The sequence below is a fragment of the Pseudoalteromonas sp. CuT4-3 genome (assembly GCF_035666335.1).
GTDB lineage: Bacteria > Pseudomonadota > Gammaproteobacteria > Enterobacterales > Alteromonadaceae > Pseudoalteromonas > Pseudoalteromonas atlantica.
Genome location: NZ_CP142030.1, coordinates 842,501 through 862,828, shown reverse-complemented (window position 1 = coordinate 862,828; position 20,328 = coordinate 842,501). Strand labels below are relative to the sequence as shown.

Annotated in this window: 14 protein-coding genes and 3 rRNA genes (1 of these 17 running past the window's edge); 6 read left to right on the top strand and 11 right to left on the bottom strand. The window is 42.8% G+C overall.

Features of this window, described 5'->3' with window-relative positions:
• Window positions 1-204 precede the first annotated feature (204 nt).
• Window positions 205-1,710 carry a capsule assembly Wzi family protein gene (locus tag VOI46_RS03835; RefSeq protein ID WP_004588566.1) on the top strand — a complete coding sequence of 502 codons (1,506 nt, stop codon included), beginning with the start codon at window positions 205-207 and terminating at the stop codon, window positions 1,708-1,710.
• 98 nt (window positions 1,711-1,808) lie between these two features.
• Here VOI46_RS03835 and hldE read toward each other — a convergent pair whose 3' ends face one another.
• Together hldE and VOI46_RS03825 are read right to left on the bottom strand one after the other, a co-directional pair.
• Window positions 1,809-3,248, bottom strand: coding sequence for a bifunctional D-glycero-beta-D-manno-heptose-7-phosphate kinase/D-glycero-beta-D-manno-heptose 1-phosphate adenylyltransferase HldE (gene hldE / locus VOI46_RS03830; protein WP_004588567.1), 1,440 nt, complete (start codon window positions 3,246-3,248; stop codon window positions 1,809-1,811).
• Window positions 3,248-3,838, bottom strand: a complete 591-nt coding sequence (locus tag VOI46_RS03825) for an SIS domain-containing protein (RefSeq protein ID WP_004588568.1) — start codon at window positions 3,836-3,838, stop codon at window positions 3,248-3,250. The genes hldE and VOI46_RS03825 overlap by 1 nt, the downstream gene beginning before the upstream one ends.
• A gap of 182 nt (window positions 3,839-4,020) precedes the next feature.
• On the opposite strand from VOI46_RS03825, the gene waaA reads away from it, so the two are divergent.
• Complete coding sequence (waaA, locus tag VOI46_RS03820) at window positions 4,021-5,304, top strand: lipid IV(A) 3-deoxy-D-manno-octulosonic acid transferase (protein ID WP_004588569.1); 1,284 nt, start codon at window positions 4,021-4,023, stop codon at window positions 5,302-5,304.
• A complete protein-coding gene (locus VOI46_RS03815) occupies window positions 5,301-5,849 on the top strand; it encodes a DUF1415 domain-containing protein (RefSeq protein WP_004588570.1) in 549 nt (182 codons plus the stop codon). Before waaA ends, VOI46_RS03815 begins: the two co-directional genes overlap by 4 nt.
• A gap of 37 nt (window positions 5,850-5,886) precedes the next feature.
• Here VOI46_RS03815 and VOI46_RS03810 read toward each other — a convergent pair whose 3' ends face one another.
• From VOI46_RS03810 to purL, 4 genes are all read right to left on the bottom strand, one after another.
• On the bottom strand, window positions 5,887-6,216 hold the full coding sequence (locus VOI46_RS03810; protein WP_004588571.1) for a YdbL family protein: 330 nt from the start codon (window positions 6,214-6,216) through the stop codon (window positions 5,887-5,889).
• A gap of 10 nt (window positions 6,217-6,226) precedes the next feature.
• Entirely contained in the window at window positions 6,227-6,424 is a 198-nt protein-coding gene (locus VOI46_RS03805) for a YnbE family lipoprotein (protein WP_004588572.1), read from the bottom strand.
• Between the two features lie 2 nt (window positions 6,425-6,426).
• The gene (locus VOI46_RS03800) at window positions 6,427-8,883 is read right to left on the bottom strand and encodes a YdbH domain-containing protein (RefSeq protein WP_004588573.1); all 2,457 of its coding nucleotides are present in this window, start codon (window positions 8,881-8,883) and stop codon (window positions 6,427-6,429) included.
• Window positions 8,884-9,016: 133 nt separating this feature from the next.
• On the bottom strand, window positions 9,017-12,907 hold the full coding sequence (gene purL, locus VOI46_RS03795; protein WP_004588574.1) for a phosphoribosylformylglycinamidine synthase: 3,891 nt from the start codon (window positions 12,905-12,907) through the stop codon (window positions 9,017-9,019).
• A 211-nt stretch (window positions 12,908-13,118) separates the two neighbouring features.
• Here purL and mltF point away from each other — a divergent pair, with 211 nt between their 5' ends.
• A complete protein-coding gene (gene mltF / locus VOI46_RS03790; protein WP_004588575.1) occupies window positions 13,119-14,639 on the top strand; it encodes a membrane-bound lytic murein transglycosylase MltF in 1,521 nt (506 codons plus the stop codon).
• 245 nt (window positions 14,640-14,884) lie between these two features.
• Window positions 14,885-15,049, top strand: a complete 165-nt coding sequence (locus VOI46_RS03785) for a hypothetical protein (RefSeq protein WP_004588576.1) — start codon at window positions 14,885-14,887, stop codon at window positions 15,047-15,049.
• Here the strand turns inward: VOI46_RS03785 and tadA are convergent.
• Entirely contained in the window at window positions 15,046-15,549 is a 504-nt protein-coding gene (tadA, locus tag VOI46_RS03780) for a tRNA adenosine(34) deaminase TadA (RefSeq protein WP_004588577.1), read from the bottom strand. The genes VOI46_RS03785 and tadA overlap by 4 nt on opposite strands.
• 178 nt (window positions 15,550-15,727) lie before the next feature.
• On the opposite strand from tadA, the gene VOI46_RS03775 reads away from it, so the two are divergent.
• Complete coding sequence (locus VOI46_RS03775) at window positions 15,728-17,032, top strand: inosine/guanosine kinase (protein WP_004588578.1); 1,305 nt, start codon at window positions 15,728-15,730, stop codon at window positions 17,030-17,032.
• Window positions 17,033-17,066: 34 nt separating this feature from the next.
• Here the strand turns inward: VOI46_RS03775 and glsB are convergent, their stop codons facing one another.
• The 4 genes from glsB to VOI46_RS03755 all read right to left on the bottom strand — a co-directional run.
• Window positions 17,067-17,990, bottom strand: coding sequence for a glutaminase B (gene glsB / locus VOI46_RS03770; protein ID WP_004588579.1), 924 nt, complete (start codon window positions 17,988-17,990; stop codon window positions 17,067-17,069).
• 388 nt (window positions 17,991-18,378) lie between these two features.
• A 5S ribosomal RNA gene (rrf, locus tag VOI46_RS03765) occupies window positions 18,379-18,493 on the bottom strand.
• 63 nt (window positions 18,494-18,556) lie between these two features.
• Window positions 18,557-18,671: ribosomal RNA gene (gene rrf, locus VOI46_RS03760) — 5S ribosomal RNA — on the bottom strand.
• 139 nt (window positions 18,672-18,810) lie between these two features.
• Window positions 18,811-20,328, bottom strand: a 23S ribosomal RNA gene (locus tag VOI46_RS03755); it runs 1,369 nt beyond the window's last position.

Genomic DNA, 20,328 nt, shown 5'->3' with positions numbered 1-20,328 from the left:
TCTATTTCCTATTTGCGCAGCAGTATATCAATCCCATTGTTTTTACGATAGCTAGGTTACATTTTTATACACAAATTTAACGCCTTAAAATAGATTATTTACTGCAATAGCCATGCTAGATTGGTAAACTTAGCCGCAATCTTAATCACAAGGATCTGAACTTTGCGAAACAGAATCTTTCTACTTTCTTCTCTTTTTTGCGCTATGAGCGCATCAGTAACAGCAGAGCCCTGGGTAAAGCCAGACGATTACGGTCTACGAGCTGACATTCAACAACTGGCCGATGCCGGTGTTATTTTAGCGCCTGTAACCACCTACCCGCTAATGTGGAAAAGCTTTATTGGCGAGCTAGAATCGAGCAAGCTTGAACTTTTATCTCCCAGCCTGCAAGATGCACTGCTTCGTGTAAAACATCGTTATAAGTCAGAAAACAGCAGCTCGCACAGTGTGCAACTCTCAGCGTTCGCCGCATCAGACCCAATTATAGCCACCAGCTTTGGGGCAACCAACACACAAGAATCTGAGCTTTCTGCGGCCTACGCCTACCTTGGCGATAACTTTGCGGCGAAGGTAGCCATTAATTACCGTAACGATGGTAAGCAATGCTTAGTTAATGGCAAAACAACCGATGATATAGCCACTAACGAACAAGCACTTGAAGATTGTAACGATACCTCATTTGACGATAGCTACTTAGCCTACCGCTTGGGCAATTGGATTTTTAGAGCCGGTGCCGTAGAGCAGTTTTGGGGCCCAGGTGTTGATAACAGTTTAATTATGTCGGGTAATGCAAAGCCACTGCCGGCACTAAGTGTAACCCGTGAGCAAAGCACAGCGTTTGAAACACCTTGGTTAAGTTGGCTTGGGCAATGGAGCTTTACCGCGCAAATGGCAAAGTTAGAATCGACACGCGTTATTCCTGATGCGCTGCTTTGGAGTAGTCGTGTTAACTTTCGCCCGATACAACAGCTTGAAATTGCTTTAAGTTGGTCTGCGCAGTGGGCCGGTGAAGGCCAACCAAGCTCAGCAGGTGATTTTATTGATGTTATTACTGGGCAAACTAGTTGTATTGATGGCAATGAAAATTGTGATAGCTCACTAGAGTCTAAAATTGGTAATCAGCTTGCTGGCATAGATGTGCGTTGGTCTGACACTTTATTTAGTCACCCCTATGCAATCTACGCAAGTACAATTGGCGAAGATGCCAGCTCGCAATTCAAACCAGCCGACAGAGCGTACTTATTTGGCGTTCAAACTACGCAGCGCATTTACAATCAAAATGTGCTCGTTAACGTTGAATACATAGACACAGGTGTATCGTGCTCGGCCGAATCAACCAATGAAAACTGCTACTACGAACACTCCGATTATAAATCGGGCTATCGTTACCACGGTCGCACTATTGGCTCAACCTTTGATAATGATGCACAGTCAGTGGTATTAACACTTTTAGGTCAGCTTTCAAATGGCGATGACTGGCAAGTAAAACTACGTAGTGTGGATTACAACAGCGATAATCGCGACCGTTACCCTAGTAACCCCGATTTAGGTAATACAATTACCAAAACCGGTTATAACTCAAAACAAGTTGAGCTACGCTACAGGCAGCTGGCTATGGGCGGGCGCTTAACGCTCGGCGCTTTTGCATCAAACAACGATGGCGCAGAAAACGACACATCAGCGTTTGCTAAGTACGAATATAATTTTTAAACCGTATATTTAAAAATAGCATTTTAAAGCCAGCTATTTATAACAAAAAAAGGGTTGAAAACTGCGTTTTCAACCCTTTTTTATTTAATCAGCAAATATTACTGCTTTATTTTGCTAATCACCTTAGAGGTTGAACAACCATCTAAAAATGTCAGCACTTCTACTTTACCACCATGGCGTAGCACATGATCGGCGCCAGCTATTTGCTCTACAGTGTAATCACCACCTTTAACTAAAATATCGGGGCTTATTTGCTCGATTAATTTAGCCGGTGTGTCGTTTTCGTCAGCGCTGCCAAAGGGAATTACCCAATCTACAGAGGCGAGTGCACTTAATACCATTGCGCGCTCATCAAGTGGATTTATAGGGCGCTCAGGGCCTTTTAAACGCGTAATTGAATCATCATTATTTAAACCAACAACGAGCCTATCTCCATGTGCTTTGGCTTGGGCTAAATAGCGTACGTGGCCTGCGTGTAAAATATCAAAACAGCCATTGGTAAACACTATCGTTTCGCCATTTTGCTTAGCAAACTCAATGTGTTGCAATACATCGTCAAACGGAGTTTGGTAGTGCTCACCATTGATGTGCAAGTATTGGCCAAGCTTTTGGCTAAGCTCTTCTGGTGAAACCGTTGCCGCACCCAATTTACTTACTACAATGCCTGCGGCTAAATTAGCAATTTCTACCGCATCTTTAGGCTCCATACCTGCCCCGAGCATCACCGCAAGCGTGGCTATAACAGTATCGCCTGCGCCAGTTACATCGCTTACTTCTAGCTGCTGCGCTGCAAAGTCGTGTTTTTCATCAGCGTTAATTAATGACATACCTTGCTCAGAGCGTGTAAGTAGCATGGCTTTAATACCATTTTTACTAATTAGCTCACGCGCGCTTTGTGCTAATATTTCTTCAGAGCCTGTTTTACCCCCAGCCAAATTAAATTCATGTAAATTAGGGGTAATGTAGTCTGCGCCTTCGTATAAGTGTAAGTCGGGCGATTTAGGATCTATAAGCACGGTTTTACCCGCCGCTTTAGCAACGCTAACCATTTCTTTAATTAAGCTCAGCGAGCCTTTGCTGTAATCAGAAAATACCACAAAGTCGTAATCATCAAGCACCAGCTCTAAACGGTTTAATAACAACTGGCTATGCTGCTCGCTAAAGGTTTCTTCTAAATCTAGGCGCACAAGTTGTTGATGGCGGCTAATTACACGCATTTTAGAAATAGTGGGCAAATCGCATACACTAACAAGCTGTGAATGTATTTTTTCACCTTTTAAAATAGTTTCTAAGATTTGCCCGCTTTCATCTTCACCAATTAAACCAAGTAAGCCCACTTTGGCATCAAGTCGCGCAATGTTTTTTGCAACATTTGCAGCGCCACCCGCTTTATCTTCAAACTTGCTTACTTTAACAACGGGTACTGGAGCCTCTGGCGAAATACGCCCTGTATCGCCATACCAGTATCGGTCTAGCATGACATCGCCGACAACTAAAATACGCGCTTTAGATAAGTTTTTTAATAGCGATAAATCCATTACTGCTGCTCCGCAACAACCATATCGATAGCTTCACATAACCAGTGGCCAATAAACATATGTGCCTCTTGGATGCGGGCTGTTTCATCATTTTTTATAATAATGGGCAATTTAGCAATGTCTTTTACTTTACCGCCCTCGCGTCCGGTTAAGGCAACCGTAAACGCGCCAATTTTGTTAGCCGCTTCAAGTGCTAAATTAATATTGGCGCTGGTGCCTGAGGTTGTTAAACCAATCACTAAATCTTCTGGTTTACATAAAGCCTGAACTTGGCGTTCAAATACCGTATCAAAGTGGTAGTCGTTACTGTGCGCAGTCAGTATTGAGGTATCTGTGGTCAGCGCCATAGAGGCAAGCGGGCCACGCTCTAACTTATAACGCACAACAAATTCGGCTGCTAAATGCTGTGCATCGGCAGCACTGCCGCCGTTGCCAAACCAAATAACCTTACCACCAGCTTGCAATGCACTGTGGCACGCTTCTAATAATTGCATAGACTCTTGATGATAAGCCTCCATCGTTTCAAATAAGGCTTGATGACGGTTTAAACTTTCAACGTAGCTTGTTGCCACAGAATCGATAATTGACATGAAAAATTCCTCTAGGAACTGAAATGGCAGGAAAAAATTAAATCCATTATTCCATAGTTTTATTTAGTTGTGTGTATTTTATGGGAATATAGCTGAACTGAATTATAATTTAGTGCTTCACATGTTCAGAAATTATCACTTTCGCGTTAAACTAGCGCCACTTACCTTAATAAAAGTTCAGTATGGCACGCATTTTTTACTCACTCGCTTTAATTTTAATTAGCCCACTGATTGTATTTTACTTGTATGTACTAAGAGGTAAAAAAAATATAGGCTACCGCGCGCACTTTAAAGAGCGCTTTGGTTTTATTAGCAAACACTTATTTAATAATAGCGCTAAACCGGTTGTGTTCCACTGCGCTTCTGTAGGTGAGGTCCTTGCTGCAACGCCACTGATTAAAGCACTGCAAAAACAACACCCGCAGCTTAATATGCTTATTACCTGCAATACTCCTACCGGGCGTGCGCAAATTAGTGAACAATTTAAAAATACCGTGGTGTGTTGTTATTTACCTATAGACTTTGCTGGTTCGAGCGCTCGATTTTTAAAGCGCGTAAATCCACAAGCACTGTGTATTTTAGAAACTGAGCTGTGGCCTAATTTAATGGCAATAAGCCATAAAAAGACTATTCCGGTATTGGTGCTTAATGCTCGCCTAAGCGAAAAATCGCAACAAGGGTATCAAAAGGTGGCAGGGTTAACGCATATAATTATGCGTTCAATTTCAGTGCTTGCCAGTCATAATAAAAATGATGCTAAGCGCTTTGTTGAACTTGGTTTACCCCCTTCAAAAAGCCATGTTACAGGCTCAATAAAGTTCGACATTACGCCAAGCAATGAGCAACTAACTAAAGTTGCAAATCTTAAAGCCGAGTATAAAACCAATGAACGTTTTGTATGGGTGGCAGGCTCTACTCACCCGCTTGAACACGAAATGATATTAAACGCCCATCAGCAGCTATTAAAAAAATACCCTAATGCACTTTTAGTTATTGCACCGCGCCACCCAGAGCAATTTGATAAAGTAGCCGATACGCTAACTCAAAGCCCACTTAGCTTTAGTCGTCGCAGCAACAATAACTATCAAAACGAGCAAGTACTATTAGCTGATACACTGGGCGAACTGCAGTGTTTATATGGCGCAGCGAATGTAAGTTACATAGGCGGCAGTTTAATACGCCGAGGTGGGCACAACCCACTTGAAGCTGCTGCTTTTTCGGTTGGTGTTATTACAGGCCCACATACGTATAATTTTGATCATATCTACCCTGAACTAATTAAACTTAAAGGGGCTGTCGTTGTTGAAAATACCGATGAGCTTGCTAAACAATTAATTAATTTAAGCCAAAACACCAAAGCGTGCCAAAGCTTGGGTATTAAAGCGCAGCAATGTGTAGTAAAAAACCAAGGCGCCATTGAAAAAACATTAACCATTATAAATCAGTATTTAGAGCCAAAAGCATGACTCATCAAGCAATCGCCCAAACCCGCGAGTGGGTGTCATCTGTTATTGTTAAATATAACTTTTGCCCATTTGCCCGTAAAGAAGTAGAAAACAACTGTATTCATTATGTGCTTAGCCCTGCAACAAAAATTGATGACGCTGTAATGGACATGCTAGAGCAGTGTGTGCAGCTTGATCAAAATCCAGAGCGCGAAACCACATTAATACTGTTTGATAACGGCTTTAGCGATTTTGAAGACTTTTTAGATTTAGTCGATTTAGCCAATGCCTTACTGGTAGCGCAAGGGTTTGAAGGTAAATACCAAATTGCTAATTTTCATCCCGATTACGTGTTTGCCGACAGCGATGAAGATGATGCGGCAAATTACACCAACCGAGCCCCCTACCCTACACTGCATTTAATTCGCGAACTGAGTATGAGCGAAGCGCTTGATCACTATAACGAGCCTGAATCTATACCAGAGCACAATATAAAGCTTGCAAGGCGCAAAGGCTTCGACTTTTGGCAGCAACTTTTAGCAAATATAAAAAAACCGAGCGCCTAAACGCTCGATTTTTAAGTAATATGTTTAGCTGCTTGTATTACTTTTTAACCCAGTTACCATTCACTTCAATATAGTGGCCACTTTTGGTCTTTTCGATTGTTTTAGCTGCTGCAAGCGCTTCTACTTGTGCCAGCGATAAATCGTTCTTTTTAGCCAGCTTTAAATACTGTGCTTTACGTTTAGCGTTAATTTCTTCAACCACGGCTTTTGCCTCGCTGTTTTGTACCACAAGCCCTAAGTAACCTGAGCTATCTTCACCCACTAAGCCTTGGTTTTTAGCATCATCTAAACTAATAGCCCACGCCGAAAACGACAAACATACCGCACTTACTAGAGTAGCAATACTTAATTTATTTTTTATAGTCATCATTTAGCTCCTAAAATAATTCACTGTCGTCACTGAATAAGTTATCGAGTTCTTTATCTACTTTTACTCGAATTTCGTGATCTACTTTTACATTTAGATTGATCGTTATCGGCTCTTTCGCTGCCACCTCTACTCTGTGGGTACATGCGCTTAAAGCGCTAATAGCAGCAAGTGCAATAACGGCCTTAATGCTCAACAAATTTTTCATCATTAGTTTCCTTTTTTAGAGTATTGCTGCTCAACTTTTTGCGTTATTTCGTCGCTCAGTCTAAGCGCTCTTAGCAACGTAAACACGTTTTCTTCGTGGTTATAATTAAAGTTAACTTGTTGCTGCTCTGGCTCATTAAAGCCTTGTAAGTTAACACCTAAGTTTAACCAGCCATCACTTTTAAGCGCTACTGTACTATTAAGTTTTTGTATATCAAGGTTTTTGAGCAACCCAAGCACAGGTTGTAACTCTTGTTTCTGGCGCATAACAGCGTCAAACGCTTCGTTATTACTAATAATAAGCTTCCCTTGGCCTTGATTGGTTAGGCTGCCACTTTTTACCTCAACCCCTGTGTCATCAAAATAAAATGGTAACGACCCTTTTAGCCTACCTGTTAGGGTAATACCCGACTTATCGTCAAGCGTTATTAATTTACTGGCATCAACATTTTCAAACGTAACATTAGCTGTTTGCTGCTGCTTTAAAAGCGTGTATTTATCTAAAGAAAATTTACCACCAAAAATATCGCCTTCAACATCAAAGGCCTGCGCGCTATTATTAACCACTTTAATACTACCAGTGATACTTTTAACTACAGCGCCTGCACGTAATTCATTTAGATTAAAGGTAGTAGGGGCAACATTAAGCTGCCCTGAATCGTACTGCCCACCTATCTGCATACTAAATTGATTAGCTAAGTAGTCGTTATAAAGTGCACTGGTATCAGTCATCGTTAAAGTAAAATTTGCTTTTTGTAAATTCACATCACCACTTATACGCCCACCCAATTTTCCTTGGGTTAGCTGAGCTAACGGCTCAAATTGGCTAACGATTGAATTTAACGAAAGCACACTTTGCTGCGGAATAATCACTTCAAACGGATGCGCTACCTTTGAAACATGGTGATTGGCCACCAGCTCAACACCATTTACAAATACATGATGAGACGCTTTAAGCGCGCGACTTTGCAGCCCGGTTGACGTTACGTTTATTGTATTTAAATCGATATTTGGACTAATGAGTGTATTTATTTGGGTGTTTGCATTTAAGTGAGCAAATAACTCACCCACACCTAAGTTTGCTCTTGCATTAAGGATGTTATTAATACCACTGAGTTTATACTCGTTGTATTGCACGCTTTTAAGCTTACTTTTAAGCGTTACTTTTGCATCGAGCTTTTCATTCATACTTGCTTCAAGGTTACCTGTGTAGCCGTTAAAAGCGCTGCCATAAGCAGCTGCGCTATCAAAGCTAAACTCAATACGTGCGTTACCTTCGGGCTTAAAGTCAATAAGTTGAGTAACTGTAAAGTCCCCCTTGGCTTTAATATTATTAGCTTCAGCCGGTAAAAATTCAGGCAAAGCGGTAAGCGCAATATCGTAATTACCGCTTAGTTGAGCGTTTTTAAGCTGCGTATTTAGCGTTATAGCGTCTATTTCATCTGTATGTAGCTGTGCCTTTAGCTGTGTGCGGGCGCTTTGTAACGGTGCAGCAGTATTTATAAACGTATCTGTAAACGTTATATCTATATTTTGCTTGGCTTGCTCTGCGCTTTTGAGCGTTATTAACGGTAAGGTTAGGTTGTTATGTGCAAAGTTAATTCGTTTAGCTAAAGCCCATTGCCAATTAAGTGGAAGCTGCTTTACAGCAAATGACTTGTAGGCACTTTCAGGAATAAGAGATTGGCAGTTATTACTAAGTTTTACATTGTTTTTAAGCTTGCTTGGGTCAAGCTCAAGGTTTTGGCTATTTAAATTATAGGTAGCACTTAGCACACCTTTGGATCTGTTTGTTATATCGCAGCTTTGTATTTTATAGTCATACTGGGCTTGTAAATCACCACTAAGGCTTGCCTCTACTCCGTTAAAGCTAAATGCCTGCGCTGCATTAAAGCTAAGTCCACTTAATAACTCATTATCTGTTTTAAGTAGTTGCTTCAATAATCCATCATTAACTTTAAGCTGCCCTTGTACCTTATTATTGTAAAGCGTTGCGCTTGCGTTTAAATCACCATTGACTACAAACTGGTTAAGCGTGGGCTCGGTGATATTTAGCATTAGCGGACGCTTTAAAAGCGCACTGTGTATAGTTAAATGCTCAACTGTAATTGTTGGCCTTTTTTCAGGAAGCGCTAAATCTAAAATTGTGGCAGCAGTGCTTGTTTTACTACTTTGAGGAAATGGATTTACATTAAGTATTGCGTGTTTAACTTTAACATGCTTAGTATTAGCAGTAATACCTGTAAGAGCAAGCTCTTGATTTTGGTAACTTAAACAGGCTTTTTGTACGTGCACATTTAACTTACTCGTAAGCGAAAAATCTAAGCAGCTTAAGGTAACACCTGCTTTTTCAAGTTCAGGCGTTACAACCCATTGCAATAGTGGCAAACGAAATATATAGCCAAGCAAAACTATACTTAGCAATACAGCACCCATAATTAAACCAACGCGCTTTAACATACTGTCCTTATAAGCTTTTATTTATACTTTACAAACTATCGTAATTTTAAATCTACGCAATCAAAAAAGGCTGCACAGTGCAGCCTTTTTTATTTTACAGCTAGATTATGAATCTAACTTGTATATGTCGTTTTTAACCTACATTTTTACGTGCGTTGCGGAACATACGCATCCATGGGCTATCCTCTTTCCACTCATCTGGGTGCCACGAGTTAGCAACAGCGCGGAATACACGCTCAGGGTGCGGCATCATTACAGTGGCACGGCCATCAGTAGAGGTAATACCGGTAATACCCTCTGGTGAACCATTCGGGTTAGCCGGATATTGCGTTGTCGGATTACCGTAGTTATCTACAAATTTAACCGCAACAGTGCCGCTTTCAAGCGCAGCTTTAGTGGCAGCATCGTTTGCAAACTCAGCATGGCCTTCACCATGAGATACAGCAATTGGCATACGCGACCCAGCCATTCCATTAAAGAATACAGACGGGTTTTCTTGTATTTCAACTAAGCTAAAGCGTGCTTCAAAACGCTCTGACTTATTTGTTACAAAACGTGGCCAATGATCAGTACCCGGAATTAACTCTTTCAATGTTGATAACATTTGACAACCATTACACACACCTAAGCTAAAGGTGTCTTCTCGGTGGAAGAAGTTTTGGAACTGATCGCGTGCCATATCGTTAAACAATATAGACTTAGCCCAGCCTTCACCGGCGCCTAATACGTCACCGTAAGAGAAACCACCACATGCCACTAAGCCTTTAAATTGCTCAAGGGTTAAACGCCCTTCGAGGATATCGCTCATGTGTACATCAACAGCGGCAAAACCAGCACGGTTAAACGCAGCAGCCATTTCTAAATGCGAGTTAACGCCTTGCTCACGTAAAATAGCCATTTGCGGCTTAGCGCCCGTTGCAATGTACGGTGCGGCTATATCTTCGTTTAAGTCAAAGTTAAGTTTTACGTTTAAGCCTGGATCTTTTGCATCAAACTTGGCATCAAACTCTTGCTTAGCACAATCAGGGTTATCACGACGTGCTTGCATTTGGTACGTTGTTTCGGCCCAAAAGGTACGTAATTCAGTACGAGTATGATTAAGTACAGTTTGCTCACCACGGTTAAATACAATGCTATCGTCGCTATTAAGCGAGCCAATCACGTGGCTAATTGCAGCAACACCGTGTAGTTCAAATACAGCATTTACGGCATCTAAATCGCTGTTAGCAACTTGAATTACCGCGCCAAGCTCTTCGTTATAAAGGGCTTCTAGGTCTGTCCCGGTTAAACCCGCTAAATCAACAGTCACACCGGTGTGCCCAGCAAATGCCATTTCAGTTACAGTAGTAAATAAACCACCGTCTGAGCGGTCATGATAGGCAAGTAGCTTGCTATCAGCGACAAGTGCTTGCATGGCATTGTAAAAGCCTTTAAGTAGCTCAGGGCTGTCAACATCTGGAGTAACATCACCAAGCTGCTTGTAAACCTGTGCAAGGCTTGATGCGCCCAGTCGGTTTTTACCCGCGCCTAAGTCAACTAAAATAAGTGATGTATCGCCTTTATCAGTACGTAACTGCGGAGTCACTGTTTTACGCACGTCGTCAACACGGCCAAAAGCAGTAATAATAAGAGATAACGGAGAAGTAACTGATTGCTCAGCACTATCATCCTCGTTTTTCCATGTCGTTTTCATCGACATAGAATCCTTACCTACAGGGATAGTTAAACCAAGCGCAGGACAAAGCTCTTCGCCTACCGCTTTTACAGCTTCGTAAAGGCCCGCGTCTTCGCCAGGATGACCTGCTGCAGCCATCCAGTTAGCCGATAACTTAATGTTCTCTAGGCTACCAATGTTGGCACAGGCAATATTAGTTAACGACTCTGCCACGGCTAAACGCGCCGATGCACCGTAATTTAATAGTGCTGCCGGCGTGCGCTCACCCAGTGACATAGCTTCACCGTGGTAAGTGTCGTACGTTGCTGCGGTAACTGCACAGTTAGCCACAGGTACTTGCCAAGGTCCCACCATTTGATCTCGTGCTACTAAACCGGTAACCGAGCGATCGCCAATGGTAATTAAGAATGTTTTTTCTGCAATGGTAGGTAAGCGTAATAAACGCTGAGCAGCCTCAGCTATATCAATCGACTCTGCATCAATTGCCTTACCGGTAACTTGCTTTGAAGTTACATCGCGATGCATTTTAGGTGCTTTACCTAATAATACATCAAGCGGCAAATCAACAGGGCTGTTATCAAAGTGGCTGTCGGCAACAGTTAAGTGGCGCTCTTCTGTGGCTTCACCTATTACTGCGTACTGCGCACGCTCGCGCTTACAAATGGCTTCAAAGCGATCAAAGTCTTCAACAGCAACAGCCAGTACATAACGTTCTTGCGATTCGTTACACCAAATTTCGTGTGGGGCCATGCCCGGCTCATCGTTAGGAATATCACGTAGTTGGAATTTACCACCACGGCCACCATCATCTACAAGCTCAGGAAACGCATTAGATAAACCACCGGCGCCTACATCGTGTATAAACGCAATAGGGTTTTCATCCCCTAGTTGCCAACACTTATCGATCACTTCTTGGCAACGGCGTTCCATTTCTGGGTTTTCACGCTGTACAGAAGCAAAATCTAAATCTTCGTTTGATTGGCCCGATGCCATGCTTGACGCTGCACCGCCGCCTAAACCAATGTTCATTGCAGGGCCACCTAGTGCAATAAGTTTTGCACCGACTGGAATATCCCCTTTTTGAACATGATCAGCACGAATATTACCTAAACCACCTGCAAGCATAATAGGCTTGTGGTAACCACGCACCTCTTCACCATTGTGACTTGTTACTTTTTCTTCGTAGGTACGGAAGTAACCTAATAAGTTAGGACGTCCAAACTCATTATTAAATGCCGCGCCACCTAAAGGGCCGTCCATCATAATATCAAGCGCATTTACGATACGATTAGGTTTGCCAAAGTCGCTTTCCCACGGTTGCTCGTAACCCGGAATACGTAAGTTAGAAACAGTAAAACCAACTAAACCCGCTTTTGGCTTAGAGCCGCGGCCTGTTGCGCCTTCATCGCGAATTTCACCACCTGAGCCTGTAGCCGCACCTGAAAATGGTGCTATAGCTGTTGGGTGGTTATGGGTTTCTACCTTCATTAAAATTTCTATGTCTTCTTGATGATACGCATATTCACCTTGCGCATTCGGGAAGAAACGACCCGCTTTTGAGCCCTTCATTACTGCTGCGTTATCTTTGTACGCCGACAGCACATTTTCAGGATTTTGCTCAAATGTATTTTTGATCATTTTAAACAGTGATTTAGGCTGCTCAATACCATCAATTGTCCAATCAGCATTAAATATTTTATGACGACAATGCTCTGAGTTTGCTTGGGCAAACATAAATAACTCTATGTCGTTAGGGTTACGGCCTAACTTTTTAAAGTTTTCTACTAAGTAGTCTATCTCGTCATCAGCAAGCGCAAAACCTTGTTCAACGTTTGCCGCAGCCAATGCTTCGCGCCCGCCACCTAAAATGTCAACTGATGACATTTCGCGAGGCGAATCATTGCGGAATAACTGCGCTGCAGAAGCAAGTTCGCTATGCGTTGCCTCAGTCATACGGTCGTGTAATAACGCCGTTACTTGAGCAAGCTGATCTGCACTTAGTTCACCTTCTACGTAATAAGCAATACCACGCTCAACACGGTGAACCTGTTTAAGGCCACAGTTATGCACTATGTCGGTTGCTTTAGATGCCCATGGTGAAATGGTGCCAGGGCGAGGGGTAACTAAAATAAGTGTGCCAGCTGGGGTATGCTCGGCAATAGTTGGACCGTAAGTAAGTAGTTTTTCAAGCTTAGTTTGCTCATCAACACTCAAAGGCGAGGTTAAATCGGCAAAATGTGCATACTCGGCATATACATTGGTGACTGGAAGTTGCGATAGTTTGCAACGCGCTAAAATTTTATTAACTCTGAACTCTGAAAGTGCTGGTGCACCACGAAGGATCAACATAGATAATTTCATCCGGGGTTAGGGATTGAACGATATTTTAGGCAGGCATTATAGTCTATGTAGCACCGAGTTTTAACTCCAAATTGCGCTTTTCAGAAAATTAACTTTTTATTTATATAAACAGCAGCAAAATTACCAATAAAAGCTAAACGCTAAGTGACGCCATAGTGAAGTTTTGGTATAACGGGGTATGAGCTTTATGGGGCGGTTAATGTTGAAAGAAAAGCTAATAATTATCATCACTTTAGTTATGTTGTTGTGTGCGTGTAATATGCAGGAGCAACAAACTCAACTTGCCCAAATTAAAGCACAAAACAAAATACGTGTAGGTACCCTTGCCAGTGCCAGCAACTACTACCAAGCCGTGCAAGGCGAGCAAGGTTTTGAATACGAGCTATCTCAAGCTTTTGCCGACTACCTAGGTGTTGAACTAGAAATAGTGCCGTTTTTTAATTTATCCGATATGTTTGAGCGCCTTGAAAGTGGTGATTTAGACTTAATAGCCTCAGGACTTACCTACAACAAAGTACGTGCACAGCAATATCGCTATGGCCCCACTTACAGAACAATTAGCCAAAAGTTGGTTTATAAACAAGGTCGAGTTCGCCCACGTGAATTTGACGACCTTGATGGAAACTTTACAGTTATAGCCAAAAGTAGCCACTCTTTAACCTTACAAAAAATAAAAAAGAGTAACCCAGATTTAACTTGGCAAGAAACCGAAGAACTCGATGAAGAGGAGCTTTTACAAGCCGTTATCGATGGCGAAATAGATTACACCCTCGCCGACTCACACACGCTTTCGCTGTTTAGACGCTACCACCCAAATTTAAGTATTGGCTTTTCAGTTACCCGAAATGACCCCATAGCTTGGATCCTTAATAAATCAAAAGATGATTCGCTTTATGCACTGCTAGTGCCCTTTTTTGGTGACGTAAAACAAAGTAACCAGCTGTATGTGCTCGAAGAAAAGTACTTTGGGCACGTACGCCAGTTTAACTACGTTAATACGCTTGCATACATAGAAGCTATAAAAGAAACACTCCCCACTTACAGGCCTTGGTTTGAGCAATATGCAGGTAGCCTTGACTGGCGCTTACTTGCTGCGCTTAGCTACCAGGAATCTATGTGGAACCCTCGCGCTAAATCGCCTACAGGTGTAAGAGGCATTATGATGCTGACACGCAGTACCGCTAAACAGGTGGGCGTAACAAATAGGTTAGAGCCAGAGCAAAACATCCGTGGCGGAGCTAAATACTTAGCTAAGCTCGTTAAACGCATCCCCGACAGAATCCCGCAGCCCGATAGAACTTGGCTTGCACTGGCAGCCTATAATGTAGGTTGGGGGCACGTTAACGACGCGCGCATTATTACCGAACAACAAGGGGCGAGCCCTGATAAATGGGCCGATGTTAAAAAGCGATTACCACTTTTAATCAAAAAACGTTATTACCGTAAAACCCGTTACGGCTATGCGCGTGGCGATGTTGCGGTAAAATATGTTGATAACATTCGCAGGTATTACGATGCACTTGTATGGCTTGATGAAAATAACGCCCTAGAGCCAGAACCTGAATCAGAACCTGAATCAGAACCTGAAGCACCTGAAGTTGAAAAAGCAGCTCAACCAAGCAAAGAGCCTATAAACAACGATAAAACCGAACCTACCCCTTCGCTCTCACCTGAAGAAAAAAGTAAGCAAGGTGAAAATAACACGCAGCAGTCTCAGTAAAGCGTTTATATTTACGTTTTTAAATGGGCTATTCAGGCCTGTGAAACATTAAAATGTGGCATTAAACGATTCTTTCCTCGTTTTAGCAGGCGCTAATTTCCCCTTCAGGCCTAACCACTCTAGTAACTAAATTAAAAATCTGTTTACTTGTCATGAAATGATCACTAATGTGTGTTTATAGTATATTTACCTGATTTTTAATATATATCTTGTGCCTTTCTCACTCTCACGCATTAGGAGAACACATGCTAAAACGTAGACGCACGCAAAAACTAAAACGCAATATTATTCATTCAACAGCCACCAGACGTCGTATTATGCTACGTAACTTACATAAAAAAATTATTTGGCGTCGTCGCATGTTTGCGATGCAGCAAATGATAGAAGTAGATTCAGATAAGGCTAACTAGTCACTAATTTGACGAGCTGCTTTTTTAGCCGCTTTAATTTGTTCTCGGCGTTGTTTAAAAAACGCCGAAATAGTACTTCCACAGGTTTGACCAAGCACCCCACCTAATACTTCTACTTGATGGTTCAGCCTCGGCTCTTGCAATAAGTTCATAATAGACCCAGCCGAGCCTGTTTTAGCATCTGGCGCACCGTACACAAGCCGCTTTATTCTGCTATGCACTAACAGCCCGGCACACATAGAGCACGGCTCTAACGTAACGTACAAAGTGCAATCAATTAAACGGTAATTATTTAAAGCTCTCCCTCCTTCACGAACTGCAATCATTTCAGCGTGCGCAGAGGGGTCGTTATCAGTAATTGAACGATTATAACCCGCTGCAATAAGCGTGTTATCTTTCACAAGGACAGCTCCTACCGGAATTTCGCCCAATTGCTGCGCCTTATTGGCATAAACTAATGCCTGCTCCATCCAATACTCATCGCTTTTAAGATCGTTCATAGTGCTTACTTTAAATAAATTTTCTCTCGCTATTATATCAACTTGCCTGTTTAAAATGCGTAATTGATTAAATTATTGCAAAAATAAAACAAAATAATGTGGTTTATCGTGGCTCATAGAGTGTGATTTACGCTATAATCTCACGCTTTTTTTATTTAGCTCACAACACAGGTAGCAAATGAAATTTCCTGGACGCCGCAGACATAAACATTATTTTCCAGTGGAAGCTAAAGATCCACTTACTAATCAGCTAAACGCAACTGAGCGATTACAACGTAGCTACATTACGGGTATCGATCAGATCGTTGTTGATATTGAAGCCAAAGTCGATCAGGCTTTTTTAGACGAGTTTCAACTTCGCCGAGGAATGTCGCAAGTTATTGATAGCGATATTACCAACGCACTTTACGACCGTTTAAAACTAAACGACATGGTTGATTACGAATTTGCCGGTGGCACCATTGGTAACACAATGCATAACTACTCTGTACTAGCAGATGACCGTTCAGTATTGCTCGGTGTTATGAGTGAAAACATAAAAATTGGCAGCTATGCCTACCGCTTTTTATGTAACACATCAAGCCGCGTTGATTTAGATTATTTACAACCAGTGGATGGCCCTATTGGCCGTTGTTTTACCTTAATTGATGAAACAGGTGAGCGTACATTCGCAATTAGCGCCGGTTTAATGAATCACTTAAAGCCTGAGTCTATCGATAAACACTTAATTGAGCAGTCATCAGCACTTGTGATCAGCGCCTACCTAATGCGTACACAGGGTGATGAAACAATGACTGAAGCAACCATGCAAGCAGTTAAATACGCTAACGATGCAGGTGTACCGGTAGTTTTAACACTCGGCACTAAGTTTTTAATTGAGCAAGATCCAACCTGGTGGGCTAACTTTGTAAACGAGCATGTCGATATACTTGCCATGAACGAAGAAGAAGGGCTAGCAATTACTGGCTTTGAAGACCCATTATTAGCCGCAGACAAAGCACTTGACTGGGTAGACTTAGTTATTTGTACCGCTGGCGAAAAAGGCTTATTTATGGCCGGTTACGTTGATGAGAGCTTTAAACGTGCAACCGAGTACCCATTATTACCAGGTGCCATTGCCGATTTTAATCGCTATGAGTTTTCTCGTGCAATGAAAAAATCCGATTGCGAAAACCCGATAAAAGCGTATAGCCATACGGCGCCATTCATGGGTGGGCCTGATTCAATCAAAAACACCAATGGTGCTGGCGATTGTGCGTTGGCTGCCGTGTTACACGATTTATCAGCAAACGTTTATCATAAGTTAAATGTCGCTAACTCAGCAAAACACGAACAAAAGGCCATTACCTACTCTTCTCTTGCACAAATTAGTAAGTACGCTAACCGCGCAAGTTACGAGGTATTAGTACAGCACTCTCCACGTTTATCACGTGGGTTGCCAGAGCGCGAAGACTGCCTTGAGCAAGTGTACTGGGACCAATAAATAGGGAGCTTTACGTGCTCCCTATTGCGGTATTTTAGAAAATCGAAATATCGAGCTTTTTAGATAGCAGCTCTAATGCTGCTATCCCCGCCACCGAGTTACCAAATTCATTAAGCCCTGGTGAATATACTGCCACTGTAAACTTACCCGGTAATACCGCTAATATAGTGCCTGACACACCCGATTTACCCGGCATTCCCACTCTGTAGCCAAAGTCACCTGCCGCATCATATAAGCCGCTGGTGAATAAAATCGAATTTAATTGTTTATTCTGGCGACTACTCAAAACGCGCTTACCCGAGCTGTAATCAACCCCTTTATTCGCTAAAAAGTTATACGCTCTAGCTAGCTCAATACAGTTAAGCTCAATCGCACAAAAATTGAAGTAAGACCAAAGTACGTCATCGACGTCATTCTCAAAATTACCAAACGACTTCATTAAATGCGCCATTGCCGCATTTCTATGCCTAAACTCGTACTCAGAATTGGCCACTTTTTTATCAATCACTATTGCACTATTACCTGCAAGTAGCCTAAACGTTTCAAGCATTGAGTGGCGAGGTGCTGATAATCGACTGTACAAAGCATCGCACGTCACAATCGCGCCAGCATTAATGAAAGGGTTACGTGGTACGCCTTTTTCAAACTCTAACTGCGTAAGAGAATTAAACGCGGTACCAGAGGGCTCTTTACCTACCCGATGCCATAGTTCATCGCCATAGCGCTGTAGCGCCATTGTAAGTGTCATTACTTTAGAAACTGACTGAATAGTAAAACGTTTTGAGCAATCCCCCGCACAAATGGTTTCGCCATCAGTGGTATAAATAGCAATAGAAAACTGCTCGCTAGAAACCTCAGCAAGTGCAGGTATATAGTCCGCAACCTTACCTTGTGATAACAAAGGGCGCACTTCGTGTGCTATTTCATCTAGTACAGTTTGGTAGTCAGCAGTGGGCAATTGACACCTCTATTTTAGTATTTATAAAAATTTGATTTTAACACGCGCAACTTCTGCACGCCTAGCTATGTTACATGAATAAAATAGCAGATAAGCATGAACTTAATGTTTATTTCAAAGTGATATTTTCTATATCAAAGCAATACCAACCCGCAATAAGCCTTAATCATTTTGCGGGGCTATAAAAACTGATTACACTGAGCACGATGTGCGCCTTGACTTTGCCTATAATGGCTTAGCTTTCTATAAGGATATGAATGTTATGGCTCAAAGGATTTACAAGGGCGGGCATTACAAAGACTGAGTTAGCATGAGATCTTGGCTTTTTATTAAACCCCAGACAGCAAAAAACCCATTACATCGCTGTAACGGATTTCTTTAATTTGAATCCTGGTAATGTCCTACTTTCACATAGCAAATGCTACACTATCATCGGCGCTGTTTCGTTTCACTACTGAGTTCGGCATGGGGTCAGGTGGGTCCAAAACGCTATGGTTACCAAGAAAATTCTGTTCAATTTTCTTATTTTTATTTATTAAGCTTTAAGTCCTTCGACTGAATTTGGAGCCTGGCAATGTCCTACTTTCACATAGCAAATGCTACACTATCATCGGCGCTGTTTCGTTTCACTACTGAGTTCGGCATGGGGTCAGGTGGGTCCAAAACGCTATGGTTACCAAGCAAATTAGGGTGTCAGTCCGTTTTCACGTACCAACTAAATTTGGAAAATTCTGATAATATTTTTTAAGTCTAAGTATTTATCTACTTTAGCTATTAACTTCTGTCGCTTGTTTCTGTCACAAAACGCGTTTGGCGTTGTATGGTTAAGCCTCACGGGTAATTAGTACAAGTTAGCTTAATGGCTCACACCACTTCCACATCTTGCCTATCAACGTTGTAGTCTTCAACGGCCCTTCAGAGACTTTAAAAGTCTAGTGAGAAATCATCTCGAGGCCTGCTTCGCGCTTAGATGCTTTCAGCGCTTATCAGTTCCGAACGTAGCTACCGGGCAATGCCATTGGCATGACAACCCGAACACCAGCGGTTCGTTCACTCCGGTCCTCTCGTACTAGGAGCAACCCCTCTCAATTCTCAAACGCCCACGGCAGATAGGGACCGAACTGTCTCACGACGTTCTAAACCCAGCTCGCGTACCACTTTAAATGGCGAACAGCCATACCCTTGGGACCGACTTCAGCCCCAGGATGTGATGAGCCGACATCGAGGTGCCAAACACCGCCGTCGATATGAACTCTTGGGCGGTATCAGCCTGTTATCCCCGGAGTACCTTTTATCCGTTGAGCGATGGCCCTTCCATTCAGAACCACCGGATCACTATGACCTACTTTCGTACCTGCTCGACGTGTCTGTCTCGCAGTTAAGCTGGCTTCTACCATTACACTAACCGTACGATGTCCGACCGTACTTAGCCAACCTTCGTGCTCCTCCGTTACTCTTTGGGAGGAGACCGCCCCAGTCAAACTACCCACCAGGCACTGTCCGTAACCCCGATTCAGGGGCCAACGTTAGAACATCAAAACTACAAGGGTGGTATTTCAAGGACGACTCCACAACAACTAGCGTCGCTGCTTCAAAGTCTCCCACCTATCCTACACATGTAGGTTCAATGTTCAGTGCCAAGCTGTAGTAAAGGTTCACGGGGTCTTTCCGTCTAGCCGCGGGTACACAGCATCTTCACTGCGATTTCAATTTCACTGAGTCTCGGGTGGAGACAGCGTGGCCATGGTTACACCATTCGTGCAGGTCGGAACTTACCCGACAAGGAATTTCGCTACCTTAGGACCGTTATAGTTACGGCCGCCGTTTACCGGGGCTTCGATCAAGAGCTTCGTCCGAAAACTAACCCCATCAATTAACCTTCCGGCACCGGGCAGGTGTCACACCGTATACGTCATCTTGCGATTTTGCACAGTGCTGTGTTTTTAATAAACAGTCCCAGCCACCTGGTCACTGCGGCTCCCGTCCGCTTAGAGAGTAAATCTCATCACAGATAGGAGCGTACCTTCTCCCGAAGTTACGGTACGATTTTGCCTAGTTCCTTCACCCGAGTTCTCTCAAGCGCCTTAGTATTCTCTACCTGACCACCTGTGTCGGTTTGGGGTACGATTCGGTATAATCTGAAGCTTAGAGGCTTTTCCTGGAAGTATGGCATCAGCAACTTCACACCCTTGGGTGCTCGTCTCGTGTCTCAGCCTAACAGCAACCCGGATTTACCTAAGTCACTAGCCTACTCACTTTCACATGGACAACCATCGCCATGCTTGCTTAGCCTTCTCCGTCCCCCCATCGCAATTATACCAAGTACGGAAATATTAAT

Bases quoted from the DNA above. Each gene is read 5' to 3' on its own strand.
- mltF (WP_004588575.1), top strand. From the start codon at position 13,119: ATGTTGAAAGAAAAGCTAATAATTATCATCACTTTAGTTATGTTGTTG.
- VOI46_RS03815 (WP_004588570.1), top strand. From the start codon at position 5,301: ATGACTCATCAAGCAATCGCCCAAACCCGCGAGTGGGTGTCATCTGTT.
- VOI46_RS03775 (WP_004588578.1), top strand. From the start codon at position 15,728: ATGAAATTTCCTGGACGCCGCAGACATAAACATTATTTTCCAGTGGAA.
- VOI46_RS03825 (WP_004588568.1), bottom strand. From the start codon at position 3,838: ATGTCAATTATCGATTCTGTGGCAACAAGCTACGTTGAAAGTTTAAAC.
- hldE (WP_004588567.1), bottom strand. From the start codon at position 3,248: ATGGATTTATCGCTATTAAAAAACTTATCTAAAGCGCGTATTTTAGTT.
- purL (WP_004588574.1), bottom strand. From the start codon at position 12,907: ATGTTGATCCTTCGTGGTGCACCAGCACTTTCAGAGTTCAGAGTTAAT.
- VOI46_RS03810 (WP_004588571.1), bottom strand. From the start codon at position 6,216: ATGACTATAAAAAATAAATTAAGTATTGCTACTCTAGTAAGTGCGGTA.
- VOI46_RS03800 (WP_004588573.1), bottom strand. From the start codon at position 8,883: ATGTTAAAGCGCGTTGGTTTAATTATGGGTGCTGTATTGCTAAGTATA.
- waaA (WP_004588569.1), top strand. From the start codon at position 4,021: ATGGCACGCATTTTTTACTCACTCGCTTTAATTTTAATTAGCCCACTG.
- VOI46_RS03785 (WP_004588576.1), top strand. From the start codon at position 14,885: ATGCTAAAACGTAGACGCACGCAAAAACTAAAACGCAATATTATTCAT.
- tadA (WP_004588577.1), bottom strand. From the start codon at position 15,549: ATGAACGATCTTAAAAGCGATGAGTATTGGATGGAGCAGGCATTAGTT.
- VOI46_RS03805 (WP_004588572.1), bottom strand. From the start codon at position 6,424: ATGAAAAATTTGTTGAGCATTAAGGCCGTTATTGCACTTGCTGCTATT.
- VOI46_RS03835 (WP_004588566.1), top strand. From the start codon at position 205: ATGAGCGCATCAGTAACAGCAGAGCCCTGGGTAAAGCCAGACGATTAC.